At 71.6% G+C, this 18,542-nt stretch carries 15 protein-coding genes and 1 pseudogene; 7 read left to right on the top strand and 9 right to left on the bottom strand.

From position 1 onward, the window contains the following. Positions 1-14 precede the first annotated feature (14 nt). Positions 15-743, bottom strand: a complete 729-nt coding sequence (locus QSK37_RS00815; RefSeq protein ID WP_285616830.1) for an AzlC family ABC transporter permease — start codon at positions 741-743, stop codon at positions 15-17. Positions 744-984: 241 nt separating this feature from the next. Then, the gene (locus QSK37_RS00810) at positions 985-1,803 is read right to left on the bottom strand and encodes an AraC family transcriptional regulator (RefSeq protein WP_285616829.1); all 819 of its coding nucleotides are present in this window, start codon (positions 1,801-1,803) and stop codon (positions 985-987) included. A gap of 272 nt (positions 1,804-2,075) precedes the next feature. Between QSK37_RS00810 and QSK37_RS51395 the strand changes: the two genes are divergently transcribed. Then, positions 2,076-2,957, top strand: a complete 882-nt coding sequence (locus QSK37_RS51395; RefSeq protein WP_349497934.1) for a chorismate mutase — start codon at positions 2,076-2,078, stop codon at positions 2,955-2,957. On the opposite strand, the gene QSK37_RS00795 is transcribed toward QSK37_RS51395, so the two are convergent. Beyond that, positions 2,893-4,356, bottom strand: a complete 1,464-nt coding sequence (locus QSK37_RS00795; RefSeq protein WP_285616828.1) for an amino acid permease — start codon at positions 4,354-4,356, stop codon at positions 2,893-2,895. The genes QSK37_RS51395 and QSK37_RS00795 overlap by 65 nt on opposite strands. Before the next feature lie 284 nt (positions 4,357-4,640). On the opposite strand from QSK37_RS00795, the gene dnaE reads away from it, so the two are divergent. After that, on the top strand, positions 4,641-8,168 hold the full coding sequence (dnaE, locus tag QSK37_RS00790; protein ID WP_285616826.1) for a DNA polymerase III subunit alpha: 3,528 nt from the start codon (positions 4,641-4,643) through the stop codon (positions 8,166-8,168). Between the two features lie 45 nt (positions 8,169-8,213). Here the strand turns inward: dnaE and QSK37_RS00785 are convergent. After that, positions 8,214-8,591: pseudogene (locus QSK37_RS00785) on the bottom strand (RNA ligase family protein); the annotation flags it as partial. A 41-nt stretch (positions 8,592-8,632) separates the two neighbouring features. Then, positions 8,633-9,625, bottom strand: a complete 993-nt coding sequence (locus tag QSK37_RS00780; RefSeq protein ID WP_285616824.1) for a GlxA family transcriptional regulator — start codon at positions 9,623-9,625, stop codon at positions 8,633-8,635. 71 nt (positions 9,626-9,696) lie between these two features. Here QSK37_RS00780 and QSK37_RS00775 point away from each other — a divergent pair, with 71 nt between their 5' ends. The 3 genes from QSK37_RS00775 (at position 9,697) to QSK37_RS00765 (ending at position 12,453) form a co-directional block, all read left to right on the top strand. Further along, positions 9,697-10,980 (top strand): MFS transporter, encoded by a 1,284-nt coding sequence (locus QSK37_RS00775; protein ID WP_285616823.1) that lies wholly within the window; start codon positions 9,697-9,699, stop codon positions 10,978-10,980. Between the two features lie 55 nt (positions 10,981-11,035). Continuing rightward, entirely contained in the window at positions 11,036-11,665 is a 630-nt protein-coding gene (locus QSK37_RS00770; RefSeq protein ID WP_285616822.1) for a GOLPH3/VPS74 family protein, read from the top strand. 86 nt (positions 11,666-11,751) lie between these two features. Then, a complete protein-coding gene (locus QSK37_RS00765; RefSeq protein WP_285618845.1) occupies positions 11,752-12,453 on the top strand; it encodes a rhomboid family intramembrane serine protease in 702 nt (233 codons plus the stop codon). A 45-nt stretch (positions 12,454-12,498) separates the two neighbouring features. On the opposite strand, the gene tuf is transcribed toward QSK37_RS00765, so the two are convergent. The 4 genes from tuf to QSK37_RS00745 form a co-directional block, all read right to left on the bottom strand. Next, positions 12,499-13,680 carry an elongation factor Tu gene (tuf, locus tag QSK37_RS00760; RefSeq protein ID WP_285616821.1) on the bottom strand — a complete coding sequence of 394 codons (1,182 nt, stop codon included), beginning with the start codon at positions 13,678-13,680 and terminating at the stop codon, positions 12,499-12,501. 251 nt (positions 13,681-13,931) lie between these two features. Continuing rightward, a complete protein-coding gene (locus tag QSK37_RS00755; RefSeq protein WP_285616819.1) occupies positions 13,932-14,615 on the bottom strand; it encodes a DUF6882 domain-containing protein in 684 nt (227 codons plus the stop codon). 636 nt (positions 14,616-15,251) lie between these two features. Then, on the bottom strand, positions 15,252-15,752 hold the full coding sequence (gene ybaK / locus QSK37_RS00750; RefSeq protein WP_285566466.1) for a Cys-tRNA(Pro) deacylase: 501 nt from the start codon (positions 15,750-15,752) through the stop codon (positions 15,252-15,254). A 13-nt stretch (positions 15,753-15,765) separates the two neighbouring features. Then, complete coding sequence (locus QSK37_RS00745) at positions 15,766-16,428, bottom strand: LON peptidase substrate-binding domain-containing protein (protein WP_285566464.1); 663 nt, start codon at positions 16,426-16,428, stop codon at positions 15,766-15,768. 313 nt (positions 16,429-16,741) lie between these two features. On the opposite strand from QSK37_RS00745, the gene QSK37_RS00740 reads away from it, so the two are divergent. Both QSK37_RS00740 and QSK37_RS00735 read left to right on the top strand, forming a co-directional pair. After that, positions 16,742-16,933, top strand: a complete 192-nt coding sequence (locus tag QSK37_RS00740) for a hypothetical protein (RefSeq protein ID WP_285616818.1) — start codon at positions 16,742-16,744, stop codon at positions 16,931-16,933. Positions 16,934-17,216: 283 nt separating this feature from the next. Continuing rightward, complete coding sequence (locus tag QSK37_RS00735) at positions 17,217-18,455, top strand: IS701 family transposase (RefSeq protein WP_285616817.1); 1,239 nt, start codon at positions 17,217-17,219, stop codon at positions 18,453-18,455. The last annotated feature ends 87 nt before the right edge of the window (positions 18,456-18,542 follow it).

Raw genomic sequence — 18,542 nt, 5'->3', positions numbered from 1 at the left:
GCCTCCCACGGAGCTCATGAACGCTCCTCCCCGGGGCCGCCGGTCAGGACGGGCTCGGGTTCGGGGCCGGCCGCGTCGCGCGGGCGGTGCCGCGACACGCCGGCGAGGGCGGCCACCGCGGCGAGCATCACCGGGATGCCCGGCGGCAGCAGGGGAGTGGTGGCGATCGCCACCAGCGCGGCGAGGACCGCGACGCGCCGCTCGGCGGCGCCGCTCCGCAGGCGGGGCCACAGCAGGGCGAGGAACGCCGCCGGGCCCACGACGTCGAGCCCGTACGTGTCCGGGTTCCCCAGTCGTGAGGCGCCCAGCGCGCCCAGCAGCGTCATCACGTTCCACACGATGAAGATGCTGATCGCGGTCGCCCAGAACCCGGCGCGCGTCGCCCGGCGGCCGTCCTGGGCGGTGGCCACGGCCGTCGTCTCGTCGATGACGACGTGCGCCGTGAGCGCCCGCCGCCAGCCGCGCACCCCCAGCGCCTCGGCGAGGCGCAGGCCGTACAGGGTGTTGCGCCCGCCGAGCAGCACGGCGCCGAGCGCCCCGGCGATCAGGTTCCCGCCGCCGGCCACCACGCCGACCAGCGCGAACTGCGAGGCCCCGGAGAACGCCGCCAGGCTGAGCGCGCACGCCTGCGCGACACTGAGCCCGGCGGCCACCGCGGCGGCGCCGAACGCCACCCCGGACAGCCCGACCGCGAACCCCACACCCAGCCCGTCCCGTACCGCGGGCCGCGTCGTCGAATCCATGCCCCGACCCTAGAAACCGCCCCGCACCACCGTCTTGCACGAAATTGCACGAACGGGAGGGGCTTCGAGCGGCGCGCCCGCGGGGGTGGGCGGGACGCCGAACGGCGCGTTCGCGGTGGCGTGTCAGGGGTGGAGGTTCGGCTGGTGCGCGTGCGGGGGCGGGCCGCCGGCCGTGGGGAACGCGTGCGCAGCGGCGCGAGCGGCCGGATGATCGGCTCGTGCAAGCGCAGAGGCCGGGGTCTCAGGCGGTGCGGCCGAGAGCGTAGGCGCCGGGTGGGACGCCGACGACGCGTTTGAAGTGGCGTGTCAGGTGGGCCTGGTCGGTGAAGCCGACCACGGTGGCCACCTCGGCCGGGCGCAGGCCCGCGTCCAGCAGGGCCCGTGCCCGCTGCACGCGCAGGTTCGTCAGATACGCGTGCGGCGGCAGGCCGTATGCCGCGCGGAACGCGCGCAGCAGCACGAACGGGCGGCTCCCCACGGCCGCCGCGAGCTCGTCCAGCGACGGCGGGTCGTCCGGCCGCGCGTGCAGCAGGTCGCGTGCGGCGCGCACCGCCCGGGGCGCCGTGCCCTCGTCGTCCGCGTGGGGCGGCCGGGCCGCGTGCCGTCTCAGCACCGAGGCCAGCGCGGTGCGCAGCGCGGACGACGACGCGAGGGCGTCGCCGCGCGCGGCGCTGGCGTGGACCGAGCGCAGCAGGCGGGCCACCGCCGGGTCGTCCACGACCGTCGCGGGGAAGTGCGGCGTGCCGCCGGGCGCGCCCAGCTCGGCGGCGACCTCCCGCACCAGGTCCACGGCCGGGTACAGCACCCGGTAGCGCCAGCCCTCCGGCACGCCCGCCTGGCCGGTGTGCACCACCTGCGGGTTCAGCAGGGCCACCTGGCCCGACGTCACCCGCAGCAGGCTCCCGGCGTGCTGGAACTCCTCGACCCCGGACTCGATCAGCCCGATCGTGTACGTCGCGTGCGCGTGCCGGGTGTAGCGGTGGGTGACGAAGCGCGCGCTGAGCAGGTCGACGCCGGGCTCCGTGGGATGTTGCCGGTATTTCGCTACTTCCCGGTCCATTCCAGGAGGATATCCTCCCGTCCGTCTCATATAACGAGACGGACGGTTCCGGCAGATGGCGCTCGAGGTGCACGGCCGGTTACCATCGGCACATGGATCGTCGCTATTTCGCGTTTACGTCGCCGGCTCCGGGTGAGCCGGTCGCCGTGATCTGACCGCGACGACCTCCCGAGCCGGCACAAGGCAGAGCCCACGAGGCTCTGCCTTTCGCTTTTCCACGACACACGTGGGCGGCTCGTCTCCGGAGGGCGGGCCGCCCGAAGGGACACACCATGAACCTGTTGGATCCGGGCGGCGCCGTCATCATCGCCGGGCTCGCCGCCGAGCCGGACGTCGCGATGATCAGCCTCCGCCACCGCCACGGCCGCGCGGACGCCGCCGCCGAGCTGACTGCGCTGCGCCGGGCGTACGCCGGGCCGCTGCTCGTCGAGCCGTTCTCCGCCCTCGACCTGCCCGCGATCGCCGAGCACGCCGACGGCGTCCTGGTCGGCGCGGCCTGGATGCAGGACTTCCAGCTGCTACGCGCGGTCGCCCGCACCGGCCGTCCGGTGGTGATCCAGCGGGCCCCGGCGGCCACGCTGGAGGAGTGGCTGTCGGCCGCCGAGTACTGCGTCGCCGAGGGCAACCACGAGGTGGTCCTCTGCGAGACCGGCACGCGTACCCATCTGCCGCACCACACCCTCGACCTGGCCCTCGTGCGGGAGGCCGGTCGCCGCCGGCCCGTGTTCGTGGACGTGTCGTCCGACCCGGCGCTGGCCACGGCGGCCCTGTCCGCCGGGGCGCGCGGCCTGCTGCTCGGCGAGGACGCCGAGGCCGGGCGGGTGGCCGAGGCGCGGGCCCGCGCGGCCCTGCTCGCACCGCTGCTCGCCGACGGCGAGCCCGCCACCGTCGCCGGCGCGCGCGCCGAGATCGACCGGGTGGACGCGGCGCTCGCCACGCTCCTCGAACGCCGCGCCGAGCTGGCCGGGCTGGTGCAGCGGCTCAAGCCGGTGGGCGGCTTCGCCGGCCGCGACCTGGACCGGGAGCGTCAGATCGTCGAGGCGATGGCGGCGCGCGCGCCGGGGCTCGGCGCCGACCGGATCGCCCGCATCATGACCGCGGTGATCGAGGCGGGCCTGCAGGCGTCGGAGGAACGGGACCTGTCGCGGGCGTGAGCCGCCGGCGTACGACGCGCCAGCCCGCGAACAGCACCACGACCACCACCGGCAGGCACCAGAACGCGATCTGGTTGGCCTCGTCCGCGAACGGCATCAGCACGACCACGACGGCGAGGAAGGCGAGGGTCAGCCAGTTCGTGACGGGGGCGCCCGGCATGCGGAAGGAGGGCCGGGCGACCTCGCCGCGGTTGGCGGCGGCGCGGAGCCGGAGCTGGCACCACACCAGCGTCCCCCAGACGGCGACGACGCCGAGGGCGGACGCCGACGTGGCGATGTCGAAGGCCATCTTCGGCACCGCGTAGTTGAGCCCGACGCCGAGCGTCAGCACGATCGCGGTGAACAGGATCCCGCCGTACGGCACGTGCCGGGCGTTCATCCGGCCGGCGAACTCCGGGGCCTCGCCGCGCCTCGACAGGGAGCGCAGGATGCGGCCGGTGGCGTACAGGCCGGAGTTGCACGACGACAGGGCCGCGGTGAGCACGACGGCGTTCATGATGTCGCCGGCGCCGGGTACGCCGAGCCGGGAGAAGACGGTCACGAACGGGCTCTCCCCGGCGCTGTAGGCGGTCCAGGGCAGCACCATGGCGAGCAGGATCACCGAGCCGACGTAGAAGATGCCGATCCGCCAGATCACCCCGTTGATCGCCCGGGGCATGACCCGGCGCGGATGCTGCGTCTCGCCGGCCGCGATGCCGACCATCTCGATGCCGGAGTAGGCGTAGACGACGGCCTGCAGGCTCATGAGGACGACGGGCAGCCCGCGCGGCAGGAAGCCGCCGTGCGCGGTGAGGTTCGCCGGGCTCGCGTGTTCGTGCCCGACGCCGGCGGCGGTCAGCACGAGGCCGAGCCCGACGACCAGGAAGGTGACGATCGCCAGCACCTTGATGACGGAGAACCAGAACTCCAGCTCCCCGAAGAGCCGTACGGACAGGAGGTTCACGGTGAGCAGGACCACCAGGGCGGCCAGCGCGACCATCCACTGCGGCACGCCGGGCAGCCAGCGGTGGACGTAGATCCCCACGGCGGTGGTCTCGGCGACGCCGGTCATCGCCCAGTTGAGCCAGTAGAGCCAGCCGCTGGCGAAGCCCGCCCAGGGGCCGATGAACTCCCGCGCGTACGAGACGAAGCTGCCCGCGGTGGGCCGGTGCAGCACGAGCTCGCCGAGCGCCCGCATGACGAAGAAGGCGGCGATCCCGCACACGGCGTACGACAGGATCAGGCCGGGCCCGGCCGCGGCGAGCTTGCCGCCCGCGCCGAGGAACAGCCCGACGCCGATGGCGCCGCCGATCGCGATCATCCGGACCTGGCGGTTGCTCAGCGACTTGGCGTAGTCCTCGTCGCCCTCATGTCCCGGGTCGCCGGCGAGCGTGCCCGGGGGATCCATCGTCCTCGACACGTCCCGCCTCCGAAATTCACCGTTCGCACGGACTGGCTTGATGCCCGAATATGGGCCTGACCATACAAGACGCCGGAGCGTGCGCGGGTCGTTACGGGAGTGATCACGCCCGCGAACGCGGCGTTTCGGACATCTTGAGTGTCGAGTCCCGAACTCGTCGGTGGGACCCGTTAGGCTCTTGGGACCGCCGTGCGACCGGTGGTGCAAGAGACAACGAACCCTGCGACGACGGCGCGTGTCCCCCGGCACGCGTTGCTGCCGCATGCCCTGAGGAGGCGTCGCGCATGAGTGACTCGTTCGTGCATCTACACGTGCACACCGAGTACTCCATGCTTGACGGTGCGGCCCGTCTCAAAGAGATGTTCGCCGAGGTCGGCAAGCAGGGCATGCCCGCGGTGGCGATGACCGACCACGGCAACACCCACGGCGCCTACGACTTCTACAAGCAGGCCACCGCCGCCGAGGTCACGCCGATCATCGGCATCGAGGCCTACGTCGCGCCCACATCGCGCTTCGTCAAGCAGCCGGTGCGCTGGGGCGAGCCCAGCCAGAAGAGCGACGACGTCTCCGGTGGCGGTCACTACACCCACAAGACGATCTGGGCGCGCGACAAAGTAGGCCTGCACAACCTCTTCAAGCTCACCAGCCGCGCCTACACCGAGGGGTTCGTGCGCAAGTGGGCGCGCATGGACTTCGAGCTGCTCCAGGAGCACTCGGCCGGCCTGATGGCCACCACCGGCTGCCCGTCGGGCGAGGTGCAGACCCGGCTGCGGCTCGGCCACTTCGACGAGGCGCTCGCCGCGGCGGCCAAATACCAGGAGGTCTTCGGGAAGGACAACTACTTCCTGGAGATCATGGACCACGGGCTGTCCATCGAGAAGCGGGTCCGCGACGGCCTCATCGAGATCAGCAAGAAGCTCGGCATCCCGCCCGTCGTCACCAACGACTCCCACTACACGCGCGAGGCCGAGTCGGCCGCGCACGACGCGCTGCTGTGCATCCAGACCGGCAAGCAGCTCGCCGACCCGGGCCGGTTCAAGTTCGACGGCTCCGGCTACTACCTCAAGTCCGCCGACGAGATGCGGGCGATCGACACCTCCGACATCTGGGCCGAAGGCTGCCGCAACACGCTGCTGGTCGCCGAGAAGGTCGACTCGACCGGCATGTTCGAGTTCCGCAACCTCATGCCCCGCTTCCCGGTCCCCGAGGGTGAGACCGAGGAGTCGTGGTTCCGCAAAGAGGTGTGGGCGGGCATGGAGCGGCGCTTCCCCGACGGGGTGGACGAGGAGCACCGCAAGCAGGTCGAGTACGAGATGGACGTCATCTGCCAGATGGGGTTCCCCTCCTACTTCCTCGTCGTCGCCGACTTCATCATGTGGTCCAAGAACAACGGCATCGCGGTGGGCCCGGGCCGTGGCTCCGCGGCGGGCTCCCTGGTCGCGTACGCCATGGGCATCACCGACCTCGACCCGCTGCCGCACGGACTGATCTTCGAGCGGTTCCTCAACCCCGACCGCGTGTCCATGCCCGACATCGACGTGGACTTCGACGAACGTGGGCGCGCCGACGCGATCCGCTACGTCACCGAGAAGTGGGGCGCCGACAAGGTCTCGATGATCGCCACCTTCGGCACCATCAAGGCGAAGGCCGCGATCAAGGACGCCGGCCGCGTCCTCGGCTTCCCGTACGCCCTCGGCGACCGCATCTCCAAGGCGTTCCCGCCTGCGGTCATGGGCAAGGACATCCCGCTGTCGGGCATCTTCGACGACAAGCACCCGCGCTACGGCGAGGCCGGTGAGCTGCGCAAGCTGTACGAAGAAGAGACCGACGTCAAGCAGATCATGGATCTGGCGCAGGGTCTGGAGGGCCTGATCCGCCAGACCGGCGTGCACGCCGCCGGTGTGATCATGTCGGCCGAGCCGCTGACCGACCACATCCCGATCATGCGCCGCGACAGCGACGGCGTCATCATCACGCAGTTCGACTATCCGACCTGCGAGACGCTCGGCCTGCTGAAGATGGACTTCCTGGGCCTGCGCAACCTGACGATCATGCAGGACTGCCTCAAGGCCATCAAGCTCAACAAGGGCGAGGACATCGACCTGCTCGAGCTGCCGCTCGACAACAAGAAGGCGTACGAGCTGCTGGCCCGCGGCGACACCCTGGGCATCTTCCAGCTGGACGGCGGCGGCATGCGCTCGCTGCTGCGGCTGATGCGCCCCGACAACTTCGAGGACATCTCCGCCGCCCTCGCGCTCTACCGGCCCGGTCCGATGGGCGCCAACTCCCACACCAACTACGCGCTCCGCAAGAACGGCCAGCAGCCGATCACGCCGATCCACGCCGAGCTGGAAGAGCCGCTCAAGGAGATCCTCGACACGACCTACGGCCTGATCGTCTATCAGGAGCAGGTCATGGCGATCGCGCAGAAGGTCGCGGGCTACACGCTCGGCCAGGCCGACCTGCTGCGCCGCGCGATGGGCAAGAAGAAGAAGGCGGAGCTGGACAAGCAGTACGCCACCTTCGAGTCCGGCATGAAGTCCAACGGCTTCTCCGCCGCGGCGATCAAGGCGCTGTGGGACATCCTGCTGCCCTTCTCCGACTACGCCTTCAACAAGGCGCACACCGCCGGCTACGGCCTGGTCTCGTACTGGACCGCCTACCTCAAGGCCAACTACGCGGCCGAGTACATGGCGGCGCTGCTCACCTCGGTCAAGGACGACAAGGACAAGAGCGCGCTCTACCTCAACGAGTGCCGCCGCATGGGCATCAAGGTGCTCCCGCCCGACGTCAACGAGTCCGACGCCGACTTCACCCCGAAGGGCGACACCGAGATCCTGTTCGGCCTGACCGCGATCCGCAACGTCGGCGGCAACGTCGTCGACGCGATCATCGCCTCGCGCAAGGAGAAGGGCCGCTTCACCGACTTCCAGGACTTCCTGCGCAAGGTGCCGCCGCAGGTCTGCAACAAGCGCGTCGTCGAGTCGCTGGTCAAGGCCGGTGCCTTCGACCACCTCGGCCACGAGCGCAAGGGCCTGGTGATGGTGCACGAGGCCGCCATCGACGCGATCATCGACATCAAGCGCAACGAGGCGATCGGGCAGGACTCCCTGTTCGGCGGGGCCGACGACGGCGTGGTCGACACGACCTTCGACGTCGCCATCCCGGCGGGGGAGTGGGACAAGACGACGCTGCTGGCCTTCGAGCGCGAGATGCTCGGCCTGTACGTCTCCGACCACCCGCTGCTCGGCATCGAGCACATCCTGTCGGCCAACGTCGACTGCTCCATCGCCGCCCTCACCGCCGACGAGCGCCCCGACGGCCAGATCGTCACGGTCGGCGGCCTGATCACCGGCCTGCAGCGCAAGATCACGAAGAAGGGCGACTCCTGGGCGCTGACCGTCCTGGAGGACCTCGAGGGCGCCATCGAGCTGATGATCTTCCCCTCGGCGTACCAGCTGTGCTCCACGCTCCTGGCCGAAGACGCGATCATCGTCGTCAAGGCGCGCCTGGACAAGCGCGAGGACACCGCGAAGCTGATCGCGATGGAGGTCACCCAGCCGGACCTGACCGTCAGCGACGCGGGCCGTCCCCTGACGGTGTCGCTGCCGGTCGCCCGCGTCACCCCGCCGGTCGTGCAGCGGCTGAAGGAGGTCCTGGGCACCCACCCGGGCCAGACCGAGGTCCACCTCCAGTTGCAGAACGGTCCCCGCACGACGGTCGTCCGTCTCGACGACAAGCTTCGCGTCACCGCGTCCCCGGCCCTGATGGGCGACCTGAAGCAGCTCCTCGGCCCGGCCTGCCTGACCTGAGGTCTCAGCCGGTGACGACCCACCGGACGGCGTGGGCCTCGATCGGTCCAGCACGTCGAACTCGCAGAAGTAGTGGGGGAGCGCGTCGTAGAAGACGGTGTGCTTGGCGTAGAGCCATTCGCCGTACATGACGTAGCGGTCGCCGAGCCGGGGCCACAGCAGGTGCTGGACCGTCGCCGCCCACGCCTTCAGCGGACCGAACTGCCGCTCGCGCGGCCCGCCGGTCAGGTAGTGCCCCCGACTCTGCAACCGCAGCCCGCCGTCGGCCGAGAAGCTGATCGCGGCGTTCGCCCCGTCCAGCTTCTCCTCCACTACCAGGTACCGCCCGGCGATCTCCGCGAACGGCACGGCGGCCAGGTCGAAGTCACCGGGCTGGAGCCGCGACCCCTCGATGTGAGGGGTTCGCGGGTATCTGCGGAGCATGACGTCCGTTGTAACGGACCGGCCTCCGCCCCACCAACCGTTTATCGGGCCGCGTCGGCCCGGACCTCGGCCGCGTCCCGGCTGAACGTCCGGCGGTAGGCGGTCGGGGAGACGCCCACGGCCGCGTGCAGGTGCTGGCGCAGCGACGTCGCCGTGCCGAAGCCGGCGCGGACGGCGACGCGGTCGATCGGCAGGTCCGTCGTCTCCAGCAGGCGGCGCGCCTCCTCCACCCGCTGGCCCAGCAGCCACTGCGCCGGGCTGACCCCCGTCTCCTCGCGGAACCGGCGCGTGAACGTCCGTACGCTCATGCCCGCCTGCCGGGCCAGCCGGGCCAGGCTCAGCGGCTCGTCCAGGTGGCCCAGCGCCCAGGCGCGGGTGGCGGCGGTCGAGGTGCCGGTCGGGTCGGGCAGCGGCCGTTCGATGAACTGGGCCTGCCCGCCGTCGCGCCAGGGCGGCACCACGGAGCGGCGGGCGGCGCGGTTGGCCACCTCGCTGCCGTGGTCGCGGCGGACCACGTGCAGGCACAGGTCGATGCCCGCGCCGACGCCCGCCGAGGTCAGCACGTCGCCGTCGTCGACGAACAGCACGTCGGCGTCCAGCCGCACCTTCGGATAGAGCGCGCGGAACCGGTCGGCGTGCCGCCAGTGCGTCGCGGCCCGGCGGCCGTCGAGGACTCCCGCCGCCGCGAGCACGAACGCGCCCGTGCAGATCGACATCAGCCGCGCGTCCGGACGCCGCCGGGCCAGGGCCTCGGTCACGACCGGCTCCAGCCGGCCCTCCGTCAGCGCCGCGCCGTCGTGGATGCCGGTCACCACCACCGTGTCGGCCTCGGCCATAGCCTCCGGCCCCACGCAGGGCTGGACCAGGAAGCCGCCCGACGTGCGGACCGGACCACCGTCCGGCGTGCAGACGCGTACCCGGTAGAGCCGCCGGTCGTCGCCGTCACGGGCCCCGCCGAAGATCTGCGTCGGCACACCGAGGTCGAACGCCACGACGTCGTTCAGCGCGAGGACGACGATCTCATGGGGGGTCATGGCCCGATTATTGCTCATGATGGCTCTCCGGCCACTCGTCCGCCGGGCCCGGCCTGTACGAGGATCCTCGGGTGACTGCGACAATCCCTGACACTCCGCCCAAGACGCGCCCGCGGGTGCACCGTGCCTGGGTCGTGGCGGCGGTCGCACTCGTGGCCCTGGTGGGCGCCGCCGGATTCCGCGCCACGCCCGGAGTGCTCATCGACCCGCTGAGCCAGGACTTCGGCTGGCCGCGCGGCACGATCTCCGCCGCCGTCTCGGTCAACCTGGTCCTGTACGGCCTGACCGCGCCGTTCGCGGCCGCGCTGATGGACCGGTTCGGCATGCGCAAGGTGGTCTCCGCCGCGCTGCTGCTCGTGGCGGTCGGCAGCGGGCTGACCGTCTTCATGACCGCGCCGTGGCAGCTCATCGCCTGCTGGGGCGTGCTGATCGGCCTGGGCACCGGGTCGATGGCGATGGTCTTCGTCGCGACGGTGACGAGCCGCTGGTTCGTCGCGCGCCGTGGCATCGTCACCGGCGTGCTCACCGCGGCGGGCGCGGCCGGCCAGCTCGTGTTCCTGCCGGTCCTGGCCAACCTGACCCACGCGTACGGCTGGCGGTCCGCCTCGGTGACGGTGTGCGTCGCCGCCCTGGCCGTCGTGCCGCTCGTCGTGCTGTTCCTGCGCGACCATCCCGCCGACGTCGGCGTGCTCCCGTACGGCGCGACGGAGCAGGTGCCGAAGGTGCGGTCGACCGGCGCGGCGCGCAACGCGCTCGGCATGCTCGACACGGCCGCGCGGACCCCGGTGTTCTGGCTGCTGTCCGGAAGTTTCGCGATCTGCGGAGCCTCCACCAACGGCCTGGTCGGCACCCACTTCATCCCCGCCGCGCACGACCACGGCATGCCGGAGACCACGGCCGCGAGCCTGCTGGCGCTCGTCGGCGTCTTCGACGTCGCCGGAACGATCTTCTCCGGGTGGCTCACCGACCGCGTCGACTCACGGGTGCTGCTCGGCGTCTACTACGCGCTGCGCGGCTGCTCGCTGCTCGTGCTGCCGAGCCTGTTCGCGGGGACGACCCACCCGAGCATGCTGGTCTTCATCATCTTCTACGGCCTCGACTGGGTGGCGACCGTGCCGCCGACCGTCACCCTGTGCCGGGAGAACTTCGGCATGTCCGGGCCGATCGTGTTCGGCTGGGTGTTCGCCTCGCACCAGGTCGGCGCGGCGATCGCGGCCGAGGCCGCCGGCGTCGTACGGGACCAGCTCGGTGACTACGCGGCGGCGTGGTACGGCGCGGGCGCGCTCTGCCTGATCGCGGCGGGGCTATCGGTCCGGATACGACGAGGCCATATCGTGTCGCCGGACCCCGCCTGAAACACTTTGCCCGCTGTTTACCGAGCCGACAGCCGGGGCGTTTAGCGTTCCGAACGTGCCTGAGACGCTGGCAGAGGAACTGCTGCTCCTCGCTCACGACATCCGCGGCAAGTGCCGCATCGCTCCGACGGCGATGGACTGCGGGGTGGTCGGCGGGCTGCTGTCCGAACTCGCCCTGACCGGTCGCGTCACCGTGGACGAGGCCGGTGGGTCCGTCCTCGTGCCGTCCGGTGGACCGCCGACCGGCGACCCGGTCCTCGACGAACTGCTCGACGCGATCGCGGACACGCCCCGTACCGCCCTCGCGTGGGTCACCCGGCTGCGCGGCACCGGCCTGACCGACCGCCTGCTCAAGCGGATGGTCGACGCCGGGCAGGTCGAGGTCGACCAACACCGGAACTACGGCCTGTTCCCCGAGACCTGGTATCCGGTGCGCGACATCGTCTCGCTCTGGGAGGCCCACCAGCGGGTGGTGGACGCCGCGACCGCGAGCGTCACGCCCGACGCCCGGACGCTCGCCCTGGGCGCCCTCGCCGCCGCGGCGGGCCTGGCCAAGGTCCTGCTGGCCACCTCGGGCGACTGGCGGGTCCTCGGCACGCGCATTCGGGAGAGGACCGCGGACGACTGGGCGGCCGACGCCGTCCGCCGCGCCGTCCTTCCCGAACACCGCGGCGCCACCGTCTGACCCGGTCTTCGTCCGGCGCGCGCGACCGCCCCCGGCGGGGCTATCTTTCGGGGAGGGATTGCTTCGGCCGGAGAGGCACGGTGAACATGGGCAGCGGTGACGGACGGCCGGGTGACGCCGAGGCGGTGCTGGCCGAGGCGCTCAAGGCGTTCTGGGTGATGGTCGGGGTGCTCGCGGTCATCTGGGTCGTCCAGGCGGTCAACTGGGCGGACGGCTACGGGCTCAGCCTGCACTACGGCATCCACGCGCGGGACGTCACCGGTCTCACGGGCGTGCTGACGGCGCCGTTCCTGCACCTGAGCTGGGCGCACATCGAGGGCAACTCCGGGCCCCTGTTCATCTTCGGCTTCCTGGCCGCCTTCCGCGGCGTGAAGAAGTTCCTGAGCCTCACGGTGCTGATCGTGCTGGTCAGCGGGTTGGGCGCCTGGCTGACCTCCGGCCCGGGCACGGTGACGGCCGGTGCGAGCGGCGTGGTGTTCGGCTACTTCGGGTACGTGATCGTGCGCGGCTTCTTCGACCGGCACCGGATCGACATCGCGGTCGGGCTCGTCATGGCGTTGTGCTTCGCGTACCAGTTCGCGGTCCTGCTGCCGCACCGCGGCATCAGCTGGCAGGGCCACCTGTTCGGTTTCATCGCGGGCATCGCGGGCGGCTGGATCCTCCGCGAACGCCGCCCCCGGGCGACCAAGCCGACCACGCCGGACGGCGGCACCCGCCCCCTCCCGTCCGGCACGACCCCCGGCTCACGCGCGGACCTGCTCAAAGAGCTGGACGACCTCGGCCTGTAGCACCGCACCCGGAGACCCCGCCGGAGCGGGGTCCCCAGGGCCTTCTCAGCCGAGCAGGGCGGTCACGGTGCCGGCGCCGACCGTGCGGCGGCCCTCGCGGATCGCGAAGCCCAGGCCCTCGTCCAGCGCCACCGCGCGGCCCAGGTTCACGGTCATGGTGACCGTGTCGCCGGGCAGCGCCATGCCGCCCTCGCCCAGTTCGATCTCGCCGGGCACGTCCGTCGTCCGGAGGTGGAACTGCGGCCGGTACCCGGAGAAGAACGGGCCGCTGCGGCCGCCCTCCTCCGTGCCGAGCACGTACACCTCGGCCCGGAACCGCGTGTGCGGCCGGATCGCGCCCGGCGCGGCCACGACCTGCCCACGGCGCACCTGCTCGCGTCGTACGCCGCGCAGCAGCACGGCCGTGTTGTCACCCGCCTCGGCGTGGTCCATCGTCTGGCCGAACGTCTCCAGACCGGTGGCGACCGTGGCGAGCGTCGCGCCCAGGCCGACCACCTCCACGTGGTCGCCGAGCCGGACCGTGCCCTGCTCGACCACCCCGGTCACGACGGTGCCGCGGCCGGTGATGGTCAGGACGTTCTCGATCGGCAGCAGGAACGGCCGGTCCAGGATCCTCGCCGGCACCGGCACGTACGCGTCGACCGCGGCGAGGAGGTCCTCGATCCGCCGGACCCAGTACGGGTCGCCCTCGAGCGCCCGCAGCCCGGACACCCGGACCACCGGGATCTCCTCACCGGGGAACCCGTATCGCGTCAGCAGCTCCCGCACCTCCAGCTCGACCAGGTCCAGCAGTTCGGCATCCTCGGCCGTGTCCGCCTTGTTGAGCGCCACGACGATGTGGCGGACGCCGACCTGCCGGGCGAGCACGACGTGCTCACGGGTCTGCGGCATCGCGCCGTCCTGCGCGGACACGACCAGGATCGCCCCGTCGACCTGGGCCGCGCCGGTGACCATGTTCTTGACGTAGTCGGCGTGGCCGGGCATGTCGACGTGGGCGTAGTGCCGGGTCGGCGTCTCGTACTCGACGTGCGCGATGTTGATGGTGATGCCGCGGTCCCGCTCCTCCGGGGCCCGGTCGATGCCCTCGAACGGCACGACCTTCGCCAGCCCCTGCCGGGCCAGCACCGCGGTGATCGCCGCGGTGAGCGTGGTCTTGCCGTGGTCGACGTGCCCCATCGTGCCGATGTTGAGGTGCGGCTTGCCGCGTTCGTACAACCGCTTGGCCATGGTGATGTCCTCGCGTCAGAAGAGATGGACGTGAGAACCAGGGCGGTCAGGGGACCGCCGCGCCACCCTCCTCCGCGGGTTCTCGAAGGACGGGGCGGAGGAGGGTCAGCGTCGCAGGCCGTCGGAGAGCACGACCGCAGCGCCCGGCGCATCGAAGTGCGCGGGCGTGCAGAACGCGGCCATGCCGAACATGACCGCAGAGTACGGTCGCCGCCGGGGAACGGTCCAGCGATTTTCCGCCCAACGGCGGCTCAGCGCGCGATCAGCTCCATCGACAGGGAGACGAACCGGTCCTCTTCGTCGAACTCGGCCACGCAGGTGCCGCCCTCGGGCAGCGCCGCGACGATCGACGTCTCGTCCTCGCGGAAGGTCAGCCGGTGGTGGCTGAAGAACCGCGACACCGTCAGCCGGTGGTCGGCCGGGAAGAGCGTCAGCCCGCTGGTGATCATCCGGGGGGCGGTGAGGGAGTCCCAGCCGGGCACCGGAGCGGACGCGTCCTGGATGGCGAAGTAGGCCACACCGCCCTCGTAGCTGCCCGGGATCGTGCCCGGCGAGCCGATCAGGCCGGTGGCGGCCATCGCCACGATGTCGCCGCCGCTGCGCGCTGGACCGTCGTACCAGGACAGGTCCAGCTCCCGTGCGGTCAGTTCGGCGATGGCGAGGCGCGCCCCGATCGCCGTGGGGTTCACGACCGCCGGGTGGTCGGGGCCGAACTGCGGGTTCGCCCACCCCCACAGCCAGCTGCGGTTCTCCTCGGCGTAGCTGCCGAGAAGGGCGACCTTCAGCGTGACCTCACCCTGCGTGTACGTGCCGGTGGCCAGGTCGGCGCTCCAGTCGGCGGCGGGCAGGAAGTCGACGAGGGCCTCCTGCTGCTGGGCCGAGATCGCCGCGTACGCCGCTCCCAGCCGGTCGAACGCCGGGCTGAATCCAGACATGGCGGGCACACTATCTCAGAGACCGCCGGAGCCCCATGCCCTACCGCGCGACGGGCCGGGTTCCGGGTGGTCTCCGGGGCGGCTCGGGCCGGGGAACGACCGGTGGGCACGCGCTACGCTGCGATCATCAGCGAGAGGCGGGGGGAAGTACGGATGGCCGGCCAGCTTCGGATCGGAGTGGCGGCGACTCTCGTGATCGCGGTACTCGGCGTTCCCGCCGGGTTGCTGTGGACCACGGTCGCGCCGCGCACGACGTACGTGATCGCGGGCGGCAAGGCGCTCCTCGGCGACCCGGAGAGTCAGACCCTGATCGCCGCGGACGGCTGGTTCGCCGTGCTGACGGCGTGCGCCGGCCTGTTGTGCGGCGTCGTCGCCTACGCCCTGGCCGGACGGCTGCGGGAGATGGGGCTGCTCGCCGCGCTCGGCGTCGGCGGCACCGCCGCCGGGCTCATCGCGTGGTGGGCCGGCAGCATGGTCGGGCGGTCCTCCTTCCAGCACGTGGTGCGGACGGCGCGTGACGGCACGGCGGCCAAGGGCGCGCTCGGCCTGCACGCGGTCGGAGTGGTGATCGCCTGGCCGCTGATCGCGCTCGTGGTGTTCGGGCTGCTCGAGGCGCTGGACGTCGCCCGGCGCGAGTCACGCGCGACCGCGGGCGATGCCCGCGGTGGTGGCCTGGGTCAGGGTGACCAGGTCGGCGGGGGCCAGTTCGATCTGCAGGCCCCGCCGTCCGGCGGAGACGTAGATCGTCGGGAACCCTGACGCGGAGGAGTCCACGACCGTCGGCAGCCTCTTGCGCTGGCCCAGCGGGCTGATGCCGCCGCGGACGTACCCGGTCACGCGCTCGGCCGCCGCCGGGTCGGCCATGGCCGCGCGCTTGCCGCCCGCCGCGCCGGCGAGCGCCTTGAGGTCGAGCGTGGCCGACACCGGCACCACCGCGACGGTGAGGTCGCCGTCGACCTCGGTCACGAGCGTCTTGAACAGCCGGTCGTGCGGCACCCCGAGGGCGTCCGCGGCGGCCTCGCCGTAGGACTCCTCACCGCCGCCGGGCTCGTACGGATGCAGGGTGAAGGCGATCCCGGCGCGGGTCGCCGCGACGGTCGCGGGCGTGCCCTTGCCGCCGCTCTTCTTCGATCCCATCCGCCGTGACTCCTTAGTTGGGACTGACGCCTCCGCCGAGGAACTCCGACGCCGGCACGGTCGGGAACGTCTCGAGCAGGAGATTCTCCCGCCTCAGCAGTTCGTACTCCAACCGCAGCCGCGCCGCGGCGTGGTCGGCCTGCAGGAGGCGCTGCTTGTCCGAGCGGTCCAGGACCAGCGAGGCCGCCACGAGGTAGGACAGCGACCCCGGGTCGGCCGGCAGGTCGTCGAGGTCGGCGACCTCCGCGCCGTGTGAGACGAGGCGGTCGCAGTAGCGCCGGAACTGGCCGGTCACCGGCGCGACCGCGTCCTGCGCGCCCGGCCCGTCCTCCTCCGGCAGCAGGGTCACCTCGGCGCGGAGGTAGGCGAGCGAGTCGTCGACGTCCTCGACGCGGAACCGGGTGCCGCCGGTCGCGACGACGTCGTACCGCCCGTCCTCGTGCTCCCGTACGTCGCGGACCTCGGCCGTGCAGCCCACGGGGGCGAGCCGGCGGGCGGCTCCGGGGCCGACCTCGTGGCCGAGTTCGATCGAGACCACTCCGAACCGGCGCGGCTCCTCGCCGGAGAGCAGATCGCTCATCAGGAGGCGGTAGCGCTCCTCGAACACGTGCAGGGGCAGGACGAGCCCCGGGAAGAGCACGGCCCCCAGCGGGAAGATCGGCAGCCGTTCGGTCACCGCGCCAGAGTACGACCTCTCGGCGATCTTCGCTTCCCGCTGTTGATCTACAATGTAAAGGCGCGGGCCGTGGCACCGGCCGCACGCGACCGCGCCGGCCGGGCACGGCGGCCCCTGCGAGTGGCGTCCGGGCGGGTGGCGCCATAACCGGGTGGTGTGACGCTAGTCACCTTGGACTAGATCGCGTCAACCTGCACACAGCACCGGAAGGGGCGGCGTTAACGTCGGACCGTCCGCGCGGCAGGCGGCGCGCGGCCCGGCGGGTCGAAGCCGAAGACGACACCGCCGGTTGCTCTCCCGCTGGGAGGCCATCATGTGGCTGAACTTCATCTTCCTCGTCCTCGCGTGCCTGTGTGTCGGATTCATCCTCGGCTGGGTGGTGGCCCGGCCGCGGCGCTGGGGTGTCTTCGTGGCGAACGCCCCCCAGCCGAGCGTCCCCCGGACGGACGCCCCTCAGGAGGGCGGCGACCAGGCGGACACCGACTCCTTCGCCCGGCGGGCCTGACGCGGTCCCAGGGCCTGTCTCGAAGCCCCGCTGTCCTACTGCGCGGCGCCCAGACGACGCCTCGCCGCGTTGTCGCCCCCACCCCACGAAACCGTGCCGAACGGCTCCGCCGCCCGGCACGCTTCCGCGGGGACCCCGGCAAGAGTCGCCAGCCAAACCCAGGCTGACTCCCTCCTCCGCCTTGCGACGCGCCGCCTGGACACCGCTCGCTACGGACGGGGACTTCGAGACAGACCCTAGTAGTGCTTTGTTACGTTTGTGATCTTGGTTTCGATGATCGTGTGTGAGGTCTGGGGAGGTTGCCGCGGTCCGGTCGCGGTTGGAGGAGTTCGCGGCGGAGGTGTTCGCGGGGTTGCCGCGGGCGGATCAGCGTGCGACCGGTGGGTTGTATGTGCGGGGTTTGTTGCTGGATGGGCAGCGTAAGTCGATGCAGCCGATGGCGGAGCGGCTGGGGGTGGATCATCAGCGGTTGCAGCAGTTCATGACGTCTTCGACGTGGGATTTCGTGGGGGTGCGGCGTCGGCTGGCGGCCCGGGTCGAGCAGGTGGTGGCGCCGGTGGCGTGGGTGATCGATGACACCGGGTTCCCCAAGTACGGTTCATCCTCGCCGGGGGTGGCCCGGCAGTATTCGGGCACGTTGGGCAAGGTCGCCAGCTGCCAGATCGGGGTGAGCGTGCACGCGGTCACCGACGACGCCTCAGCGCCGTTGGACTGGCGGTTGTTCATCCCCGAGTCCTGGGACGATGCCTGCACCGACGATCCGGCCGTGGCCGAGGAGATCAAAGGCAGGCGCACGCGGTCGAGTATCCCGGCTGCCGAGCGGAACCGGCCGAAGTGGCGGTTGGCGATCGAGATGCTGGACGAACTGCGCGGCTGGGGCTTGGAGACACCGGTGATCTGCGCGGACGCCGGTTACGGCGACAACGCTGTGTTCCGGGCCGCGCTGGCCGAGCGTGGCTTGGGTTACATCGTTCAGGTCAAGGGCACCTGCACCGCCCATGCCGCCGACGCCGTCCCTGAACTGCTGCCCTCCAAGGGCAAGGGCTGGCGTGGCCTGCCGCGTTATCGCACCAGGCCGGTCTCGCTGCGGGAGCATGTGCTGGCCGCCGGCCGCACCAGCGCTCAGCGGATCTGCTGGCGCCAAGGTTCCAAAGGCGAGTTGGCCGGTGACTTCATCGCGCTGCGCGTCCGCCCGGCCGGACGCAAGCCTCGCTATGGCGATGACGGCACCTTGGCCCAAGCCTGGCTGATCGCCCAGTGGCCGGCGGATGAGGACGAGCCGGTCAAGTATTGGTTGTCGAACCTGCCCGCCGAGACCTCACTGGCTGATCTGGTCCGGTTGGGAAAGATCCGCTGGCGGATCGAACACGACTACCGCGAACTCAAAACCGGTCTGGGCCTGGACCACTACGAAGGACGCTCCTGGAGAGGCTGGAACCGCCACGTCACCCTCGTGACCGCCGCCCACCTATTCCTCACAACCCTGCGCCTGACCAGCCCAAAAGCAGCCGGGGCAGCCTGACCCTCTACACCATCCTCCGCGAGCTCCAAGCACTACTCGCCACCTGGACAGGCCACTGCCCCACCTGCCGACAACCCCTCGCCTTAA

The organism is Actinoallomurus iriomotensis (genome assembly GCF_030269445.1).
GTDB lineage: Bacteria > Actinomycetota > Actinomycetes > Streptosporangiales > Streptosporangiaceae > Actinoallomurus > Actinoallomurus iriomotensis.
The sequence above is the reverse complement of the archived record's forward strand: the minus strand, read 5'-3'. Positions and strand labels throughout refer to the sequence as shown.